The organism is Hydrogenimonas thermophila (assembly GCF_900115615.1).
In the GTDB taxonomy this organism is placed as follows: domain Bacteria; phylum Campylobacterota; class Campylobacteria; order Campylobacterales; family Hydrogenimonadaceae; genus Hydrogenimonas; species Hydrogenimonas thermophila.
This window is the reverse complement of the sequence record NZ_FOXB01000047.1, coordinates 1-16,761: the sequence shown is the minus strand read 5'-3', so window position 1 is coordinate 16,761 and position 16,761 is coordinate 1. Positions and strand designations below refer to the sequence as shown.

Below are 16,761 nucleotides of genomic sequence, written 5' to 3'. Positions count from 1 at the left end.
CACTCATTATTACGGCAAGAAAACTATTGCAGATTATCTATGCAATCTATGTGCATAATACACCTTATGATCCTAAGAGAGTATTTGTTGCACAACCAACAAAATAGATAGCACTTCCTCTTGATTGTATTTGTGCCATTGACAATGAATTGTTAAAGAGCTAACACAACAACAAAAATCAAACTATATCGGCTCTATTAAACTACAAGCCGATACCTTGTTAGTGTTATTGATGAAACTTATGTTTCATCATCAAAACACTTCGCAGTTTTGAAGTGTTTTAAAAATGAAACAAAAAGGTATGTTTTTTTTTAAAATTTCAGCCGTTTAAGTTGTTTCTTATAAAACGGCTTCTCTTCTACATAAAGAGACTTGATCGCAAGTACAAATGAAATCCAAGAAGCCATCTGAATCTCTACTCCATCATTTTTAAACTCCTCCTTTTTTTGAAAAAGAATTCTTCTATGCCTTTGCATAATCACTATTTGCAAAGCAGTAGGCAACCTAGCAAAGTAACGCATTAAAAATGCAACATTACTCTCATCCATCTTTATCCATTTTTGGATTTGACTCAATGAGTTCATCTATTAATCCTCCTAAAATTTATTCTCTTACCTATATACATATTTTTTTGAGTTTGAATTTTTTGAAAAAAATCAGGAGAAAAAATCTGTTTACAATTTTGTTTTTTTGGTGTTTACTCTTATGTTTTTTTAAAAAGTCGCTAAAGATTTGAAAGATTGCATTATTTGGAGATAATTGGAGAATCTTACTTTCAGAAAGGAAACAAAATAAAAATAAAACACAGTCCTATTTTTAAGTGTCTCAAAAAAAACAAAAATCTATGCTATCATTCATTTGTTCTTTTTATAGATAAATTAGCCTGTATTCAGGCTTTCCGGTGGAGCTCCGATGACCTACGGGTCATCCTTGCCATCGTAAACAAAAGGAGCGCAATCTTATTAGCAAGTATCGCCGGCTGATGGATTGGTCTAAGCAAAAGGGTGATAGAGTGGGTACTGCTCTCCAGTACAAGAGTCATAGTAGAATTAAATATATATAAGTTTTTGACTTATCAATTGAGTCCGACTCGAACAATTGACATGTTATGCTTCATGAAAGAAAAAGCAGATTGACTTAACGCAACTGCCTTTGGAAAGTGGGCTTAAAACTTTCTATATTTTCTTATAAAGGATAAAAAAGAGTTTCTCATTCTCTTATTATCTCTATAATTTCATCAAAATAAATATCACTTTTAGAAAGCATCACCCTCTACTGTGACAAAATATCTTTGAAAGTCCCATTATATAGAAAACTTGCCTCATTTTATCTCTTTTATTTTTTCAGAAAAAATAGTATATTTTTCTGAAACTATATGAAATATTCATATAGAATTATTCTCATTCCTTTATTTTTTTGTTTTATAAAATCTATGATCTCTATCTAAAAATACAACATAAAATGTGTTGGTATCAAATCTTAAGCCAGTTCCTTGATGTATTTTGTCATAAAACTCTTCTGGAATTGTAAATCCTATGAGTCTTGGACGATTTTCTAAATGAAAACGGCACCAAATAGCTTGATGCGGAATATGTTTTGGAAGTTTAAAGTCACTATTGACAGGGAAAGAGGTATATCTCTCAAAAATAGCATATCTACCTACTTTCATCTTTGATAATTCATCAAGAGAAAATTTTGAATACTCTTTAAGCTTATCAAAAAGTTTTGCCAACTCATCTTGTGACCAATCTGAAAAATTTTGTCCTGCCTCATCTATCGTAAAATATGAAAAATTAAATTTACACCTCTTTGTAATATCATTATCTACACTCTCAATCGATACTACTGGTATTGATGAAAGAAAAGCATCTTTACGACGATTTTTAAACTTTTTAGGCATTAGATATCCTTGGTCTGCCACCTATTTTATTTGCTTGATACACAGGTGTGATAGGACGATCATTACGCAACATATCTCCAGGGATCTCATCTAAACGATAAAGATAGCTCTCATTCTCCTCTTTATTTACAAAAACTACCCTATATTTACCAAGCCTATCCATTATTTCATTATTATGTGTTGTAAAGATAAATTGAGCGTGGTTTTTGTTGAATGTTTCATCTTCAAAGAAGTTAACTATCCAAGGCAAAAGATCAGGATGCAGATTGATATCAAATTCATCAAGAGCAAGTACCATACCATCTTTTAAAACAGTTGCATAAAATCCTAATTGAATATAGAGTGACTGAACACCATTAGATTGTTCATAAAAACTCAACTCTCTTGTTTCTCCATCTATTTTAAAAAGAAAGATTGGAACAAATAGCTTCTCCCCTGTTTCAGGATCCTCCTTTTCTACTATCTCAATATTATCAATCCCGGTATCTGCTTTTTTTAGAAAATCTACAACAAAATCGAAAATATCTCTATGGTTAGCATAAAATTTAGATATCTCTGTATAACTTGTAAATATCTTTTCATTTGGTTGTTTACCGTAAACTCCAACATTTGTAAAAATATTTTTAAATAATCTATAAAAAGGTTCAACTGCCTCTATCTCATATTGATTTGCTATACTGATAATAGATGCATTACTACGGTTAATCTTAATAGCTTTTAAATCTTTCATCTTTTTTGAAATATATGAGAGCTTATCGCCACAACGCTCTAAAACCTTAGTAAGTCGCTTCTCTTTTTTGTAGAGTGTCTCTTTAACAACCTGATCTTTTGTTAACTCAAGTTCATAAATATACTCAATTCCTTCATATAAAAATCGTGCATATAGTTCTGTTATCTCATCTTTATTATGAAAAAAAGGGGAAAATGGGATCTTCTCATTTGGCTGTAATTTGGAAAAAGAGCTAACAGCAAACCAACTTAAAAAAGAGAGTGCTTTGATGGCATTGGTTTTACCTGATGCATTAGCACCTTTAAGTGCTATAACAGTTGCAATACTTTTACTATTGCAAAAAGATATTTCAAATCCCTCTTTAAAAGAGAAAAAGTTTTTAGCTCCATATTCCAATAGCATGATTTTCCTTTATGTTTGCGACTATATTACTATATAAATATACTATATCACAATATTATAAAGGAAAACTGCTTTATCTTATTTTATATTTTTGACAATTTTGACAATTTTTTAAGATAAAAGCATATAGAATCAATTTCCTGAAAACTTATTAAATTGTTCAGAGAGCTTTCTAAGGTTTAACCATTTAAGATAATTTGCTGGAGGAGTTTTATTTTTGGCTATTTCTGCAATAGAGTGCTAAAGATTAAATCTATCAATATAGCAATAAATTCGAGTTATTATCCATCTATTAAGGGTGGATCACCATGCCGGAACATGGTGAGATGATTACTTTAGATTTTGTCATACGGCTTCTTGATTTTATATTAGGTGTAATTAGTATCGTCATCTGTAAATTGCTGAGTTAAAAAATCAGCGGATATTGTATATCTATTTCATACTGCACCAGTTAAACCTAATAATTATAAACTGCTATCTTAAATACTTAAATATATCTTGTATATATCTCCATATCTATAAACTTAAAAGTTATTTTAACAAAATTCTAATGTTAAGATAAGGCACTACACTCTAAAACTTTAAAACTAAAACTAATTTGAAATATTGTTTGCTATTGAAATAGTGTAGCTAGTATTTCCATTAATTGTATATATTCCTTGTCCTAATATTTTACCTTTACCTTTTGCATAAAACATTGAGTAATCATCACAGTGTATTTCTATAACATCTACAAAGTTATAATCATCCATAGGATTATATGTATCATAATGTTGTGCTATTGTACATCCTCCAAAATCTGAACCTATACTTCTATATCTATCTAAAGTATTACCATTTTCTACTTTAATATAATTATCTGATACAGTTAATACTTCTGTATTAATGATATTACCATTTACAATTTCTTCCTGTTTTACACTTGTAGAAGAGAGTAAAGTTTCTTTTAAATCACCAGCATTTAAATATACTCCGCCAGTTGGATTAAAATTTGAATCTGTATCATATAAATCAAAATGTTTTGTAATATTTTGATCGCTTACAACATAATCCCACATATCATACGTAATATAAGAAGTGGAAGTAGTTGAACCTCCTCCACCACAACCAGTTAACCCAATAGCTAAGAATGCCATTAATTTATACAATTTACTCATTTTAATCTCCAATTTTTAGTAACATTTATACAATTATAACACATAAACTAATCTATACTATTATCTTATTAAACGACATTAAATATTCTTTTGTATAACATAGATTATATGGTTTCATTTTATATGGAGAAAATTTATGACTACAAAAGAAATACTGCTAAAACTTTTACCATTTTCGCATAAAGAGAATGAGACAATTGTTTTTACTACAAATCTAAGTTTTGGTGATTGGATAGTAACAAGTATTGAAATCTTTCTAATAGTAATATTTTTGTTTGCATCGATTAAACTATGGTTTTCTTACCGAAAAGATCTTAAAGATATTGAACTTCTTGAAAAAGAGATTGGTTTACTTAAAGAGAAAGGGTTTGGTTACTACAATGACTTTCTTGAAAATTTAAAACAAAATAGTCGTATTTACCACTTATGGAATGAGTTTGATGAAAGTTTGATAAAACAGGGTAATTCATTAGAGAACTCTCTTGATGCCGATTATTTTTTTAATGAACGCACACTAGCATCTCATGTAGGCTCCAAATTTTACAGTGCTATTGCAGGTATTTTACTTGGTATAGGTTTACTTGGTACTTTTTTTGCACTTTATGTTGCATTGGTAAATCTTAACTTGGAAGGAGACAACCTTAAAGAGTCAATTCGTCACTTTATCGGTATGGTAGGCGTTAAGTTTACTGCTTCAGTATGGGGTATTTTACTATCAGTCTTTTATACATTTATAGAAAAATATTTGGAAGGTTCTTTAACCAATAAAATTCATCATCTACAAAATATGATCGATGATATTTTTAAACGACAAACTGCTGAACAAAATCTTTTTATAATAGCTAATGAATCTGAACAACAGACAAGAGCATTAAACTCATTAGCAGAAACATTAACTCAAAAAATTAGCGAACAATTCAATCCTGTAATTTCTCAAATGAATAACCATTTGCAACAGATGCCTAAACATATTTCAGAAGCTATTGGAGAGTCATTAAAAGAGCCGTTATCAGCTCTTAGCCAAAATGCTAAAATGGCTGTTGAATCACAGTCAGATAATCTAAATGCCCTAATTCAAACTTTTATATCAAAAATAGAAAATGCAACAGGTAAACAAACTGAACAAATTCAATCATTAATGGCTAATACTACGCAAGAGTTGACATCACTGATAAATAATCTTAATCAATACAATCAACAAATGATTCTTCAACAACAAAAGCAAGATGAAAGAGTGACAAAAACTTTTGAGCAAATGCAACATATATTTGATGATGTAGCTAAAAAAGCAGCTTCAAATATGAATAATATTTACTCCAAACAGCAAGACGTTATGCAACAACAACATCAGCTTATTACAGAAGAAAGCAAAAATATAACTTCCAATATGCAAAAACTACTAGAAAATATATATAAACAAAGTCATTCACAAGAAGAGAGTGTAGAAAAAGTTATTAAAGAGATTCAAACTATGCATCAAGAACTCTTCAATTCCAATCGTACCTTTATTAAAGAAATAGAAGAAAAAAGCAAAACTATTTTAGAAAATATTATACAGAAGGTATCTCAGATCCAATCAGTTATAGATAGATCAGCTCAAAAATTAACTGTAGTTCCTGATATGCTTGATACATTTGAAACGGGTAGTCAAAACCTTAAAACATTTTCAGAAAATACACAACAAGCAACTGAAGAGTTTAAAGTATCAATTGATAAGGTTAATCAACTTCAAGATACATTAAATTCAAATATGCAAGAAGCTAAAGTTATTATGGAAAATATGGATACTACCTCAAAAAATACCGCTGATATGGTGGATAACGTTAAACATTCTGCTGAAGAACTGCATAAAGTATATCAAAATATTTTGGAAGACAATAGACATAATCTTGAAGAATTTGGTGAAGAGATGTCAAAATGGCTTAAAGCTTATGATCTACAAGTCCAATCTACAATGCAAAACTCTCTTAATGAAGTACAAGGTGCTTTAGTTAACTTTGCAAATACACTATCGCAAAGCATAGCATCTCTGGAAGATGCTTTAGAATCTATTAATGATAAACTCAATAAATAGGTAATTATTTATGAGGTTTTTAAGAAATCATCAAACTCCACAAGAAGAAAATCATTTTTGGATCTCTATTTCAGATTTGATGACATCTTTGCTATTTATCTTTATTTTGATTCTTGCATATATGATACTTGAATATCAGGACAAACAGAATATTGCACAAAAAAAGATTGAAGCATTTGAAAAAAATATAAATGCTCGTAATGAACTATTGCATAAGTTACAACTTAACTTAAAAAAGAAAGGGATAAATGTTGAAATAGATACTGATGATGGTGCAATGAGAATTACAAGGGAACGACTTTTTGATTCAGCAAAAGCAGATATTAGAAAAGATAAAGTTTGGGTTATAAAAGAGGTAGCAAATGAGTTGCTTAATATGATGATTCAAAATAAGTATAAAAATGCTATTAATACTATTTTTATAGAAGGACATACAGATAATGTTAAACTAAATAAAAGTAGATGCGGTTTTAGATGGACCAATATGGAACTTTCAGCTCAACGGGCAATTAATACTTTTTTATTGATGGATCAATTAACCAATGGAGCTTTTTCAAAACTAACAAATAAAAAAGGAGAAGCACTAATATCTTATAGTGGTTATGCTGATACACGACCAATTAAGGGAGTCTCTAACGAAACTGAAGATGGAAGGGAACGTAATCGTCGTATTCAGTTTTTTTTCGCAGTCAATCCTCCTAGTATTGAAGAGTTAAAAAATGAAGATTGAACTTCCTCCAATTAAAAACCACCCTCCATATGACTTTTCTAAGCTTATAAAAACTATTGAAACAAATATATTAAAACTAAGAAATGGATCAAATAGAAAACCTAACTCATTTAATGATGATATTAGATTTTTTAGAGAACATTGGCTTAAAAATGAAGAACCTGTAACACTTAGCACTACTCAATTAAGATCGGTTTCAATTCATTTAATAGAGTCAAAAATAAGTTTTAAACAATTATTAGAAGTTGAGTTGTTGCCTGAACTCTTATCACAAATGGAAAAAGAGGAAAATATTAGTATCAAAAAGAGAGTTATTCAATTTTATTTTACACACTACTTTTTACTTGAAGAGTATAAAATTGATATACGCTCAAGTATTTCTAAAGTTCTTAAAAAGTATAAGGGACACAACTATTTTATGAAGATATACAAAACCTATTTAAATAATCTCTTAGATCCAATTTCATTACTTAAAAAATTTAAATCTATTGAAAAGATATGGAAAACTTTTAATCTTTCACCAAATAGTGACTTTTATAACTATCTGCTTATTTTAGATTTAGTAAACCAATTAAAGAGTATTGAACCAGACAAAAGTGAAAAAGAGGTATTTAAAAAAATAAACTCTTATAAAAATTTTCGTTACGATAAACATATTTTAATCGGTGAATATACTGTTAGAGTTTTAATTGAAAAAATGATGCAATCACCAAACTATGATTATACTGAATGGGTCAACTTTATCATTGATTTAGTTGGTGATCCTAGGACTGTTTCTACTTATAATGCTCAAAATGTTAGTTGGAACCGTATAGGAGAAAAATATCGTAAATTTTTAATAGGATATTTATCAAAAGAAGATCTTGTACTTTTCCTTGAAGTACTTAGCGATCCTGAATATGACAATGTATATCGTTACAGAAAAGCATTTTGGAAACCTTTTGTAAAACATCTTAGGTATGCTAAACTTTTTATTAATAATAGTGAGTTTGAACGATTAGAAGGACCATTTAAACAGCGTTTTACTGGAAGAAATAATAGTTCCTATAGCTTTATATCTGATTCAAAACGCTCATTTATCTATATGGATTTTGGAAAAATAAAAGTAATTGAAGGAACGCATAATGCAAAAGTAAGACTATATAGCGATACTCCTATCTCTTTAGAAAATAAATATTATGACTATCAAGATTTTTATAAAACAGATTATGCTAAACAATTGATCATTGAAGAAGTAACTCATAGTCATAGTGAAATTGGTACTTGGCAAAATAAAGTCTTTAATATTTTAAAAGAGCATATACCAAATATAAAAATTACTCTAAGAGAAACTCTTTTACAATAGAAATGAAGGTAATATATTATGTTTAGCTTTTTAAAAAAACTTAATAAGAAAGAAAAAAGAGAGATTATAAATTATAGTTACGACCAAAATGCAATTCATTTTAAATTGAATAGAAACTTTAGTAGCAGTGATGCCGTACAGTTATATAACAACTTATTTAATGATCTTGCAGAAGATGGTTTTGGAACAGTAGAAGAAAATATACTTTCAATTTCACATAATGATATTTATCCATTTCTAAAAGATGATAGATCAAAACTCTTTCCTATTCCTAAATACTTTGATGGCACTATGGAAGTAAAACATCGTGGGTTTTTAGATAGAGATGCAATCTTTGAAGTAAACTTTATTCAGAATGATACTCTACTATTTAGTCCTAAAATAATTGGTTCCATTTTAGAGTTGACAGAAAATACCTATTATCTTCTTCCTGAATCAATGTATCAGTCGTATCTTGCTGTAAAAAGAGCAAATCAGAGTAATAATACAGCTTTGCGATATTCTGCTATTGAGACAATGCAGTCATTTGAAGATAACGGTGTACATTATAAGGGACTTATAGAGAATGACTTCATAAAAAAAGTTGATAAAATAGGTATCGATATTATTGAAAATGATACTGGTGAACTTGATATTTATCCTCTTATTCCAGGTCTTGAAACAGAATTTATTGTTCGTAATAGCTCTACAATAGCCAATCATCCAGATCAACATCTTATTTTAACCAACCAAAATAATGAAAAGACGATTAGATATATACTTGAAGACAAACAGTTAAAGAGTGCAAAAGCCATCATTAAAACAAAAAGAATACCAAAAGAACAGGCTGATCAATTTAAAACTAACCCTGAATCATTTTTTGCTGAAGATGATATTCAAGCAGTTGAATTTAGTAAATATCGTTTGATTCGTGTTACAGAGTTAAGAACTGAACCGTATATAGGTTTTTTTGGTTCAACAAAAATGGAAGCTCCTATGAGTCAAGTATTGACGGCAGGAGATGATATTGCTCTTACAGATAAAAAAGATGTAAAAGCAATAATTGATGATCTTGATGATATTGAATTAGAACAGTTACAAATGGAGGTTGAAAAAGTCAAAGAGAAAGGAGAAGAGTATATCTCTATTAAAAACTCTGATCCTATACCTTTAGATATTGTAGAATCTTTGCTAAAAGAATGTTTGCAAGAAGATCAAATTAAAGAGTTTGAAAACAAAGAAACAAAACAAAAAAATGAGTTTTTAGGTATAAATCCAAATGATGAAGAAGGCATTGGCTCAAATAATGATGAAGTAGTTTGTATTAAACATTCAGCTAAAAAACAGGCTCGTGATTGGCAAAACATATCAGATAAATTTGAACCAAAGCCACATCAAATAGTAGGTTTTAACTGGTTAAAAACACTTTATGAAAATGGTTATAAAGGTGGATTATTAGCAGATGATATGGGATTAGGAAAGACATTCCAAGTAATTGCTTTTATTAACTACCTTTATAACACAAAAAGCAACCCTTTAGATCACTCTAATCAACGAATATTAATTGTAGCTCCATCAATACTTTTAACATCTTGGAAAAATGAGATTGAAAATATCATTATCGATAAAAGTGCATTTAGGGTTAAAATATTACAAGGTAGAAATATTTCCTTAAAGAAATTGTGTGATTCTTTTAAAGAAGGACCCGATACAGTTCAAAATCTTGCCCAAAATAGTCTCGATATTATAGATTTACTACGTTATAACATATTTATTACCACTTATGAAACTCTTAGTATTAATCAACTCGCTTTTGCCAATAAAGACTTATTTAAATTTGAACTTTGTATCTTTGATGAAGCACAAAAGATAAAAAATCCAAATGCAAGAATTACACAAGCCGCAAAAGCTATTAGTGCAAATACTCCTTTTACAATAGTAGTTACAGGAACTCCTATTGAAAATGAACTTCGAGATCTATGGTCACTGTTTGATGCATTTGATCCAACATATATAGGCTCTTGGAAATCTTTTAGAGAACGTTATGCAAAACCTATTGAAGATGAGAAAAATATTGGAAAAGTTGATAAAGAGTTGCGTAAAAAAATTGGAGATTATATGCTTAGACGTTTAAAGAAAGATCATCTTCAAGGACTGCCTGAGAAACATTTAAAATTTATTGAAGTACCTATGCACAAAGATGAAATAAAACTACATAATGAAATTGTAAATAGCTCTTTGCACTCAATAGAAAAACTACAAAAACTTAGAATACTTTCATTGCACCCAAAATTACTTGATATGGAAGATAAACTTGATAAAGAAAATTTTATCCAGTTATCAAATCCAGAAAAATTTTTTAAATCATCAAAGATGAGTGAACTATTGAATCTTTTAAATAATATTAAAGCAAAAGAGGAGAAAGTTCTTATATTTGTTATTCGCCATACAATGCAAACCCTACTACAAACTGCTTTACAAAAGCATTATGGTTTTAAAGTTGACATTATTAATGGAAAAAACAATAAACAAGAGATAGTTGATAAAAAATTAGAACAATTTGAAAGTAAAAAAGGCTTTAATATACTACTATTGTCTCCTCTTGCAGCAGGTATAGGATTAACTATTACCGCAGCAAATCACGTTATACATCTTGAAAGACATTGGAATCCTGCAAAAGAGGACCAAGCAAGCGATCGAATATATAGAATCGGTCAAGAAAAAGATGTTTATATTTATCATCTTATTAATACCGCACCAAAGATAGAAACTTTTGATTCAGGTCTAAATAAATTGATCACAAATAAAAAATCATTAAGCGACGGTACTTTAATACCTACGCCATCTATTAAAGATAGTGAAATGGTTGAAAGCTTTTTTAACAATTTAGATGAAATCGAAAAGTGGGATCTTATGAGTCCGGAAGAGTTTGAAATTGAAGTAATGCGTTTATATGAAAAGTTAGGATATAGATGCCATATAACATCTAAAATACCAACAGAGCTTGGTGCTGATATTATTGCTACAAAAGGCAACGAAACAGTTGCCATTCAATGTAAGCATACTAGAGTTAAAAAGAGACAAGGACGTGATGCAATTCGTCAACTAATAGCCGAGGCAAAATTAGCATATCCTGAAGCAAAATTAGTTGCAGTCACAAATTTTTACTTTAATGACAATGCCAAAAATTTAGCAAAAAGTCATAATGTTGAACTAATAGAAAGGGAACAACTATTTCAATTAACTTTACCGATGAGCTGACCTATATTGTGTGTATTTTAACTTTACGTATGTGGTACATTTTTAGGTTGCACTTGACACCCTATGACTTTAAGCTTAATTTTATTATACTTTTATTACTTTAATAGCTATAATCAGAGTCAAAGAGGAGTGACATAATGACAAAATCAATTTTTAAACCGATTGTTGTAAATCCTAAAGTTGCAAAAAGAGCAATTGAATATGCTAATAGTAAAAAATATAAAGAAAAAAGAACAAATCAAGAGAATGAATGGGGAAAAATGCCATTAGCAAAAAAGCCTGATGAGGATTTTTGGAAAAGATTTGATAAAAATATCATAATAAACGTTTAATGGAATGAGTATGTTGCAATACAGAAGACGCAACTCAAATGCACCGACTCCAACTGTTACATCTACTTTACATCCTATAATGACCTATATTAACTGGTCATACAATAAAAATAGACAAATTGATAAAGAGACATTAAAAAGTATTCTTTCTGAGTTTAAAGAGGATTATACACATATATATCTTCGTTTATTCAATGAAACTCCAAAACGAATCATAAACTCTTTTTTAGAACAAGAAGATCTTGACCCAGCATCACTTGAGCAGATATATACAACTCTTAGTTGTCGAGGATTTGACCTCCGTTCTTTCTCATTCAGTCTATTTATGAAAAATTAGGAGCTTTTGAAATTTATACGATTAAATGTAATGGTATGACTTATAAGGGTCTAAGTAATCAAGCAAGTTAACTAATGCTTATGTACTGATTTATTACTAAAAAGTGTCCACATATAATAGCAATAAAATATGAAATAGCTATTTTATATATTAGATATAAAAATATTATAAATATTTTAACCTGAGTTTAAAAAGTTGTATATTTTCACTTTTAATTAATGCACTACAACCTATAATCATATATTAAAATATATTTAAAATATAGAATATTCTATAACTAAATATATTATATATATTTTTCTTAGTTTGCATTAAGCTAAATTATTTTATAGTTATTAACTGGTTAATTTATGGAGAAAAAGATGAAAAAAATCATAGGATTTACAATTATAACTATTTTAAGTTTAGGATTTAATGGTTGTGCTACCGGAACTAAAAGTCTTAATATTTACCATGATAAAAATGAATTATCAGGAAGTACAATAGTTCATCATCCAGATATAAATAAAATATCTACTGTTGATATTGGAGAAAATATGTATGAAAAAGTCAAACTTTATTCTCATGATACATACAATGTTAAGATAAATCAAAAAATTGATGTATATACAATGGCATCTGGAAAATTTACAACTTCAAGAAGAGATTTAGGCATATTAAAAATAGACAAAAAAACAGGTTGGAAAAGTGCTTGTATAGTAGGTGATAGTCATCCATATACAGTTTGTTTATTTGATTCAAATAATGATTCTAAATTTGACAAGATAGGTTCAAAAATAAACGGTTTATATGGCAATCTTAATAGCCCTATTGCATATTCATTAAGTAAAACACCACCAAATTTTGGTGAAGATTCTTTTAAATATATTGTATTGTACCAAGGTAAGAAAGGGAATGTAATAAAAATATCTTTTAGAGAATTTATCAATAACTTAGCAAGACCAGCTTTTACACAAGATATTGAATATGAACTAAATTCAAATGGAAGTACAATTATAGGTTTTAAAGGATTGAGAATAGAAGTTCTGAAAGCAACAAATTTAGATATAACTTACAAAGTTTTGAAAGATTATGACTAATAATTAATTTAACAAGAAATAATTATTTTGTCATATATTAAATGATATGATGAAACTCTAGCATATAAGCAAGGAAATATTAGTTTTTATAATTATTGATTATTTTCTCTATTTCTAAATTTAAATTCATAAATAAATATTTTTTTGGTGAAAGTTGCTGTACACAACTAATAATTGAAATCTCACCATTACCTATTTCTTTTTTTATTATCAAATCTATTAAAATTGCAGTATATTTTTTTAAAATCAAATCCAAGATATTCCAAGATAATTTAGTTAAATCTAGAATATTAGTAATATCAAATTCTAATTTTATAGGTTCTAATATTTTTACGACCTGTTGTTGTACCATAAATGATTTAGAATCTTGAAAATTAAAATTTACATATCTATAACCATCTTTTACATTAACAATTTCAGTTAGTAACTTTAATGCCGTTTCAAAATATATTTTTTCTGTATCACTAAAATGCTCTAATAAATGATTTACATGGATTTTATCTATTCTGTGACCAAGTTTTTTTAAAATGTTTTCATTAGGAATATTTTTTGTCTCTGAAAAATATTTTAATATAAAAACTATTTTTTGTAATCTTTCTATACCTGTAGCTTGAAGTAGCAAATATGCATATATTGTTACTATTTCAGTGTCTTTTTCTATTAATATATTAGCTCCCTTGAAAAAAGAACATAAACCATCTATCATTTCATCATTTAATTTTTTTAGTTGCTCTAAACTCATTTTTTGCTATCCCTAACAGTAGTGATATTTTTATCACAATAAAATTTTACAGCATTGTTAATAGCACTATTGAGGAAGTATATACTTAACAATATTATTATAGTAATAATAAGTGACTTTATTATCGATGATTTTGAAGAGGTTCTAAGTAAAGTTTTGACTTCTTTAACTTGAAAACTATTTTCTATTCCATTATTGTTATTATTATTTGGCGAAAGAGAATTTGATATTCCAATCAGTTTATTAGTAGCTTTTTTTATGTTTTTTTTACTTGGTAAAATTCTTAACTTATACCAGCAATTATAAAATGGTATTATTGAAGATTTTACCTCTAAATTACTTGAATGTTTCCTCAAAATAGATGAAACTTCAAATATATCTTTTTCTAAATTTGCATTCGGACTTGAAATTTTATATTTATAAAAAAAGAGTGAATCCAAAGTTAGTGCTATCTCTTTTTTTAATTCTTGTAAAGGTTCTACTACTAGCTTTAATAAAAGTTGTCCTAATACAAATATTAATACTCCCGATATTACTGTCGCAAATAATTCCATTATCCTTACCTTTTCGAGTTTTCTTCGTTCCCAATCTTTGCTTGGAACGCATAAGGTACTGGTTTCTATCAACTTTTAATCAGACTTTTTTTATAAATTTCTAATAATACTTTTTTTAATGATTCATATACATAATAAAATATTGAACCTATTAACTGATTATCTACTTTGATATTATGAGCAAAAAAGTTTCGTGTCAAATAAAATATATGATAAAAATATTCATCCTTATATGGATCATCAAACTTTTTTGAAGCTTCAATTAGAAGATTTAATTTTTCTATATATTCTTCAAATGATTCAGCATTACCAATTTTATCTTTACCAAGATGAGAACTTATACTCTTTTTATTATTTATTCGTTTTAGACCTATACATTTAGGAGGTTTGTTTAGTGTGTTTGTTGAAGCAAAGTCAAGAAATAGATGCACATCACCTAAGTAACAACAAGAAGATATCTTTTTAGAATAAAACTCTATTCCAATAACCAGTGACCTCATATAAGCCCATAACTTTCTTTCCCAATGTTGTTCTCTATTGAACCATATTTTCTCAATATCGTAAATATGTAAAAAGATATACTCCAAATTTTGACTTTGGAGAAACTCAATAAGTTCTTCTATTTTAGTATCATTAGCAATATTTTTAAAACTAATTCTAAATTGTTCTATTGCCATTTCCATCTCATCAGGATAGATTCTTTTTAAATCTCCAGAGCGAAATGTAACTCCATCTTCTTCTTGTTCCAGCGAAGATGGAGTTCCATCAAAATCTGTACATAACTGATTAAAATCTTTTTCTTTGGCATTGATAATCAGATTTACTGTTGCAGTTAAAAATATTTTTACCTCATAAGCTAATAAATACTTCTCTATATTTAAATAATTTTTATAAAGTTCTACTAATTTTCTTATAAACTTTATCCAATCTTTATATGAGTGTTCATTATAATTCTTTTTACTTTTTTCTTCTATTTTTTTATTGAGTTGTTCTAAATTTTCACCTTCAATAATAGTTGAATTTGTTTCATCTTTAGCAACTACAAAAGCTTCATCATATAATAGTCGTTCTATCATCATGTAATCTAAAATAGTTTGGAAAAATGGCTTAAAATTTATAATATTACTTTCAAAACTAGAGTTTAGTAATTCATATATTTTAAATATTTGCCATCTTGCATAATAGTTTTTTTCATTTGAATTAGAATCTTTTTGAGAGCAATATGAATATATCAAATTTTGTTTAGAAAACTCTTTTAAATTATGTTCTGTTATATCTAATTTTACTGATTTACAATACTGAATAAACTCTTTTTCTTCTAAATATTTTTTTCTCCTATAAGTCCCCTCTTGTTGCAATGTTCTAAGTGAAGATAAACATTTATGTAATTCTTTCATTTCACTATATCCTTTTAGCCTACCTGAGCTTCATATCTTGTAGCATTCCCACGCAGAGCATGGGAATAAGGAAAGAATATAAACCATTTCTTGATTTCCTACAAAAAATAAATTTTCTTAATTCACTAGTCCTATGATTTAGTTTTTTTAACTTTGCAATCTGAACACATATATACCCGACCAAGTTCTCTTCTATTAGCACCACTATGATAGGCAGTTTCTCCTTTGTAAATAATTCTCTTACAACTGCAACATCTCCAAGATCTTCGTACCTTTGCTGGAACTTTTCCAGTACAATGAAATCGGTTGCCACTTTGAATAATTATTTCATAAAATAACCATATTAATAATACTAAAACCCCTATACTTATGATACTTTCTATGATATATAGCCCATTCCAACCCTAATATTCATTTAATAAGTCCATACTTGATTCTTGTCATACAAATAAGTGTTAAAGCTTCTGTAAGATCATATGTTGTTTCAACAATTTTTCTACCAATATTTTCAACTTTATTCAAATGTAAAATATTGATAACGAAGCTTCTAAGAATAGATAATGCAAAAGCACCTTTATTGACTTTGCATTTATCTTCATTTAATGCAGTATCTTTGTAAAAGTGCATTGTTTCAACACTCCATTCATAAAGAATTTTTGTTAAAAAAGTTTTTGCATCATTATACTCATTTGATATATAGTAGTGTGTTGTAGTCTCTTGATTGTCAATGGTTTTATCAATA

At 28.1% G+C, this 16,761-nt stretch carries 14 protein-coding genes and 1 pseudogene; 7 read left to right on the top strand and 8 right to left on the bottom strand.

The genetic code is table 11. The annotated features are described in order from the left end of the window. Positions 1-311 precede the first annotated feature (311 nt). The 4 genes from BM227_RS11100 to BM227_RS11080 form a co-directional block, all read right to left on the bottom strand. Positions 312-584 (bottom strand): hypothetical protein, encoded by a 273-nt coding sequence (locus tag BM227_RS11100; protein ID WP_092913911.1) that lies wholly within the window; start codon positions 582-584, stop codon positions 312-314. 824 nt (positions 585-1,408) lie between these two features. Beyond that, a complete protein-coding gene (locus tag BM227_RS11090) occupies positions 1,409-1,900 on the bottom strand; it encodes a hypothetical protein (protein WP_092913907.1) in 492 nt (163 codons plus the stop codon). Beyond that, positions 1,893-3,032 carry an AAA family ATPase gene (locus BM227_RS11085; protein ID WP_092913906.1) on the bottom strand — a complete coding sequence of 380 codons (1,140 nt, stop codon included), beginning with the start codon at positions 3,030-3,032 and terminating at the stop codon, positions 1,893-1,895. Before BM227_RS11085 ends, BM227_RS11090 begins: the two co-directional genes overlap by 8 nt. Before the next feature lie 593 nt (positions 3,033-3,625). Continuing rightward, positions 3,626-4,189 carry a hypothetical protein gene (locus BM227_RS11080; protein ID WP_092913904.1) on the bottom strand — a complete coding sequence of 188 codons (564 nt, stop codon included), beginning with the start codon at positions 4,187-4,189 and terminating at the stop codon, positions 3,626-3,628. Between the two features lie 136 nt (positions 4,190-4,325). On the opposite strand from BM227_RS11080, the gene zorA reads away from it, so the two are divergent. The 7 genes from zorA to BM227_RS11045 all read left to right on the top strand — a co-directional run bounded on the left by zorA (position 4,326) and on the right by BM227_RS11045 (position 13,326). After that, positions 4,326-6,263 (top strand): anti-phage ZorAB system protein ZorA, encoded by a 1,938-nt coding sequence (gene zorA, locus BM227_RS11075; protein WP_092913902.1) that lies wholly within the window; start codon positions 4,326-4,328, stop codon positions 6,261-6,263. Between the two features lie 10 nt (positions 6,264-6,273). Further along, entirely contained in the window at positions 6,274-6,993 is a 720-nt protein-coding gene (locus tag BM227_RS11070) for an OmpA/MotB family protein (RefSeq protein WP_092913899.1), read from the top strand. Beyond that, entirely contained in the window at positions 6,983-8,338 is a 1,356-nt protein-coding gene (locus tag BM227_RS11065) for an EH signature domain-containing protein (protein WP_092913897.1), read from the top strand. Before BM227_RS11070 ends, BM227_RS11065 begins: the two co-directional genes overlap by 11 nt. A gap of 18 nt (positions 8,339-8,356) precedes the next feature. Next, positions 8,357-11,578 (top strand): SNF2-related protein, encoded by a 3,222-nt coding sequence (locus BM227_RS11060; RefSeq protein WP_092913895.1) that lies wholly within the window; start codon positions 8,357-8,359, stop codon positions 11,576-11,578. A gap of 137 nt (positions 11,579-11,715) precedes the next feature. Beyond that, positions 11,716-11,910, top strand: coding sequence for a hypothetical protein (locus tag BM227_RS11055; RefSeq protein ID WP_092913894.1), 195 nt, complete (start codon positions 11,716-11,718; stop codon positions 11,908-11,910). Between the two features lie 10 nt (positions 11,911-11,920). Next, positions 11,921-12,247: a hypothetical protein gene (locus BM227_RS11050; RefSeq protein ID WP_092913892.1), complete on the top strand. Its 327-nt coding sequence runs from the start codon at positions 11,921-11,923 to the stop codon at positions 12,245-12,247. Positions 12,248-12,609: 362 nt separating this feature from the next. Beyond that, entirely contained in the window at positions 12,610-13,326 is a 717-nt protein-coding gene (locus BM227_RS11045) for a hypothetical protein (RefSeq protein WP_092913891.1), read from the top strand. Between the two features lie 79 nt (positions 13,327-13,405). Here the strand turns inward: BM227_RS11045 and BM227_RS11040 are convergent, their stop codons facing one another. From BM227_RS11040 to BM227_RS12815, 4 genes and pseudogenes are all read right to left on the bottom strand, one after another. Next, positions 13,406-14,068 (bottom strand): hypothetical protein, encoded by a 663-nt coding sequence (locus BM227_RS11040; RefSeq protein WP_092913889.1) that lies wholly within the window; start codon positions 14,066-14,068, stop codon positions 13,406-13,408. After that, entirely contained in the window at positions 14,065-14,622 is a 558-nt protein-coding gene (locus tag BM227_RS11035; protein ID WP_092913887.1) for a hypothetical protein, read from the bottom strand. The genes BM227_RS11040 and BM227_RS11035 overlap by 4 nt, the downstream gene beginning before the upstream one ends. A gap of 68 nt (positions 14,623-14,690) precedes the next feature. Next, positions 14,691-16,019, bottom strand: a complete 1,329-nt coding sequence (locus BM227_RS11030) for a hypothetical protein (protein ID WP_092913885.1) — start codon at positions 16,017-16,019, stop codon at positions 14,691-14,693. A 411-nt stretch (positions 16,020-16,430) separates the two neighbouring features. Further along, positions 16,431-16,761 (bottom strand): annotated as a pseudogene (locus tag BM227_RS12815) (hypothetical protein); the annotation flags it as partial.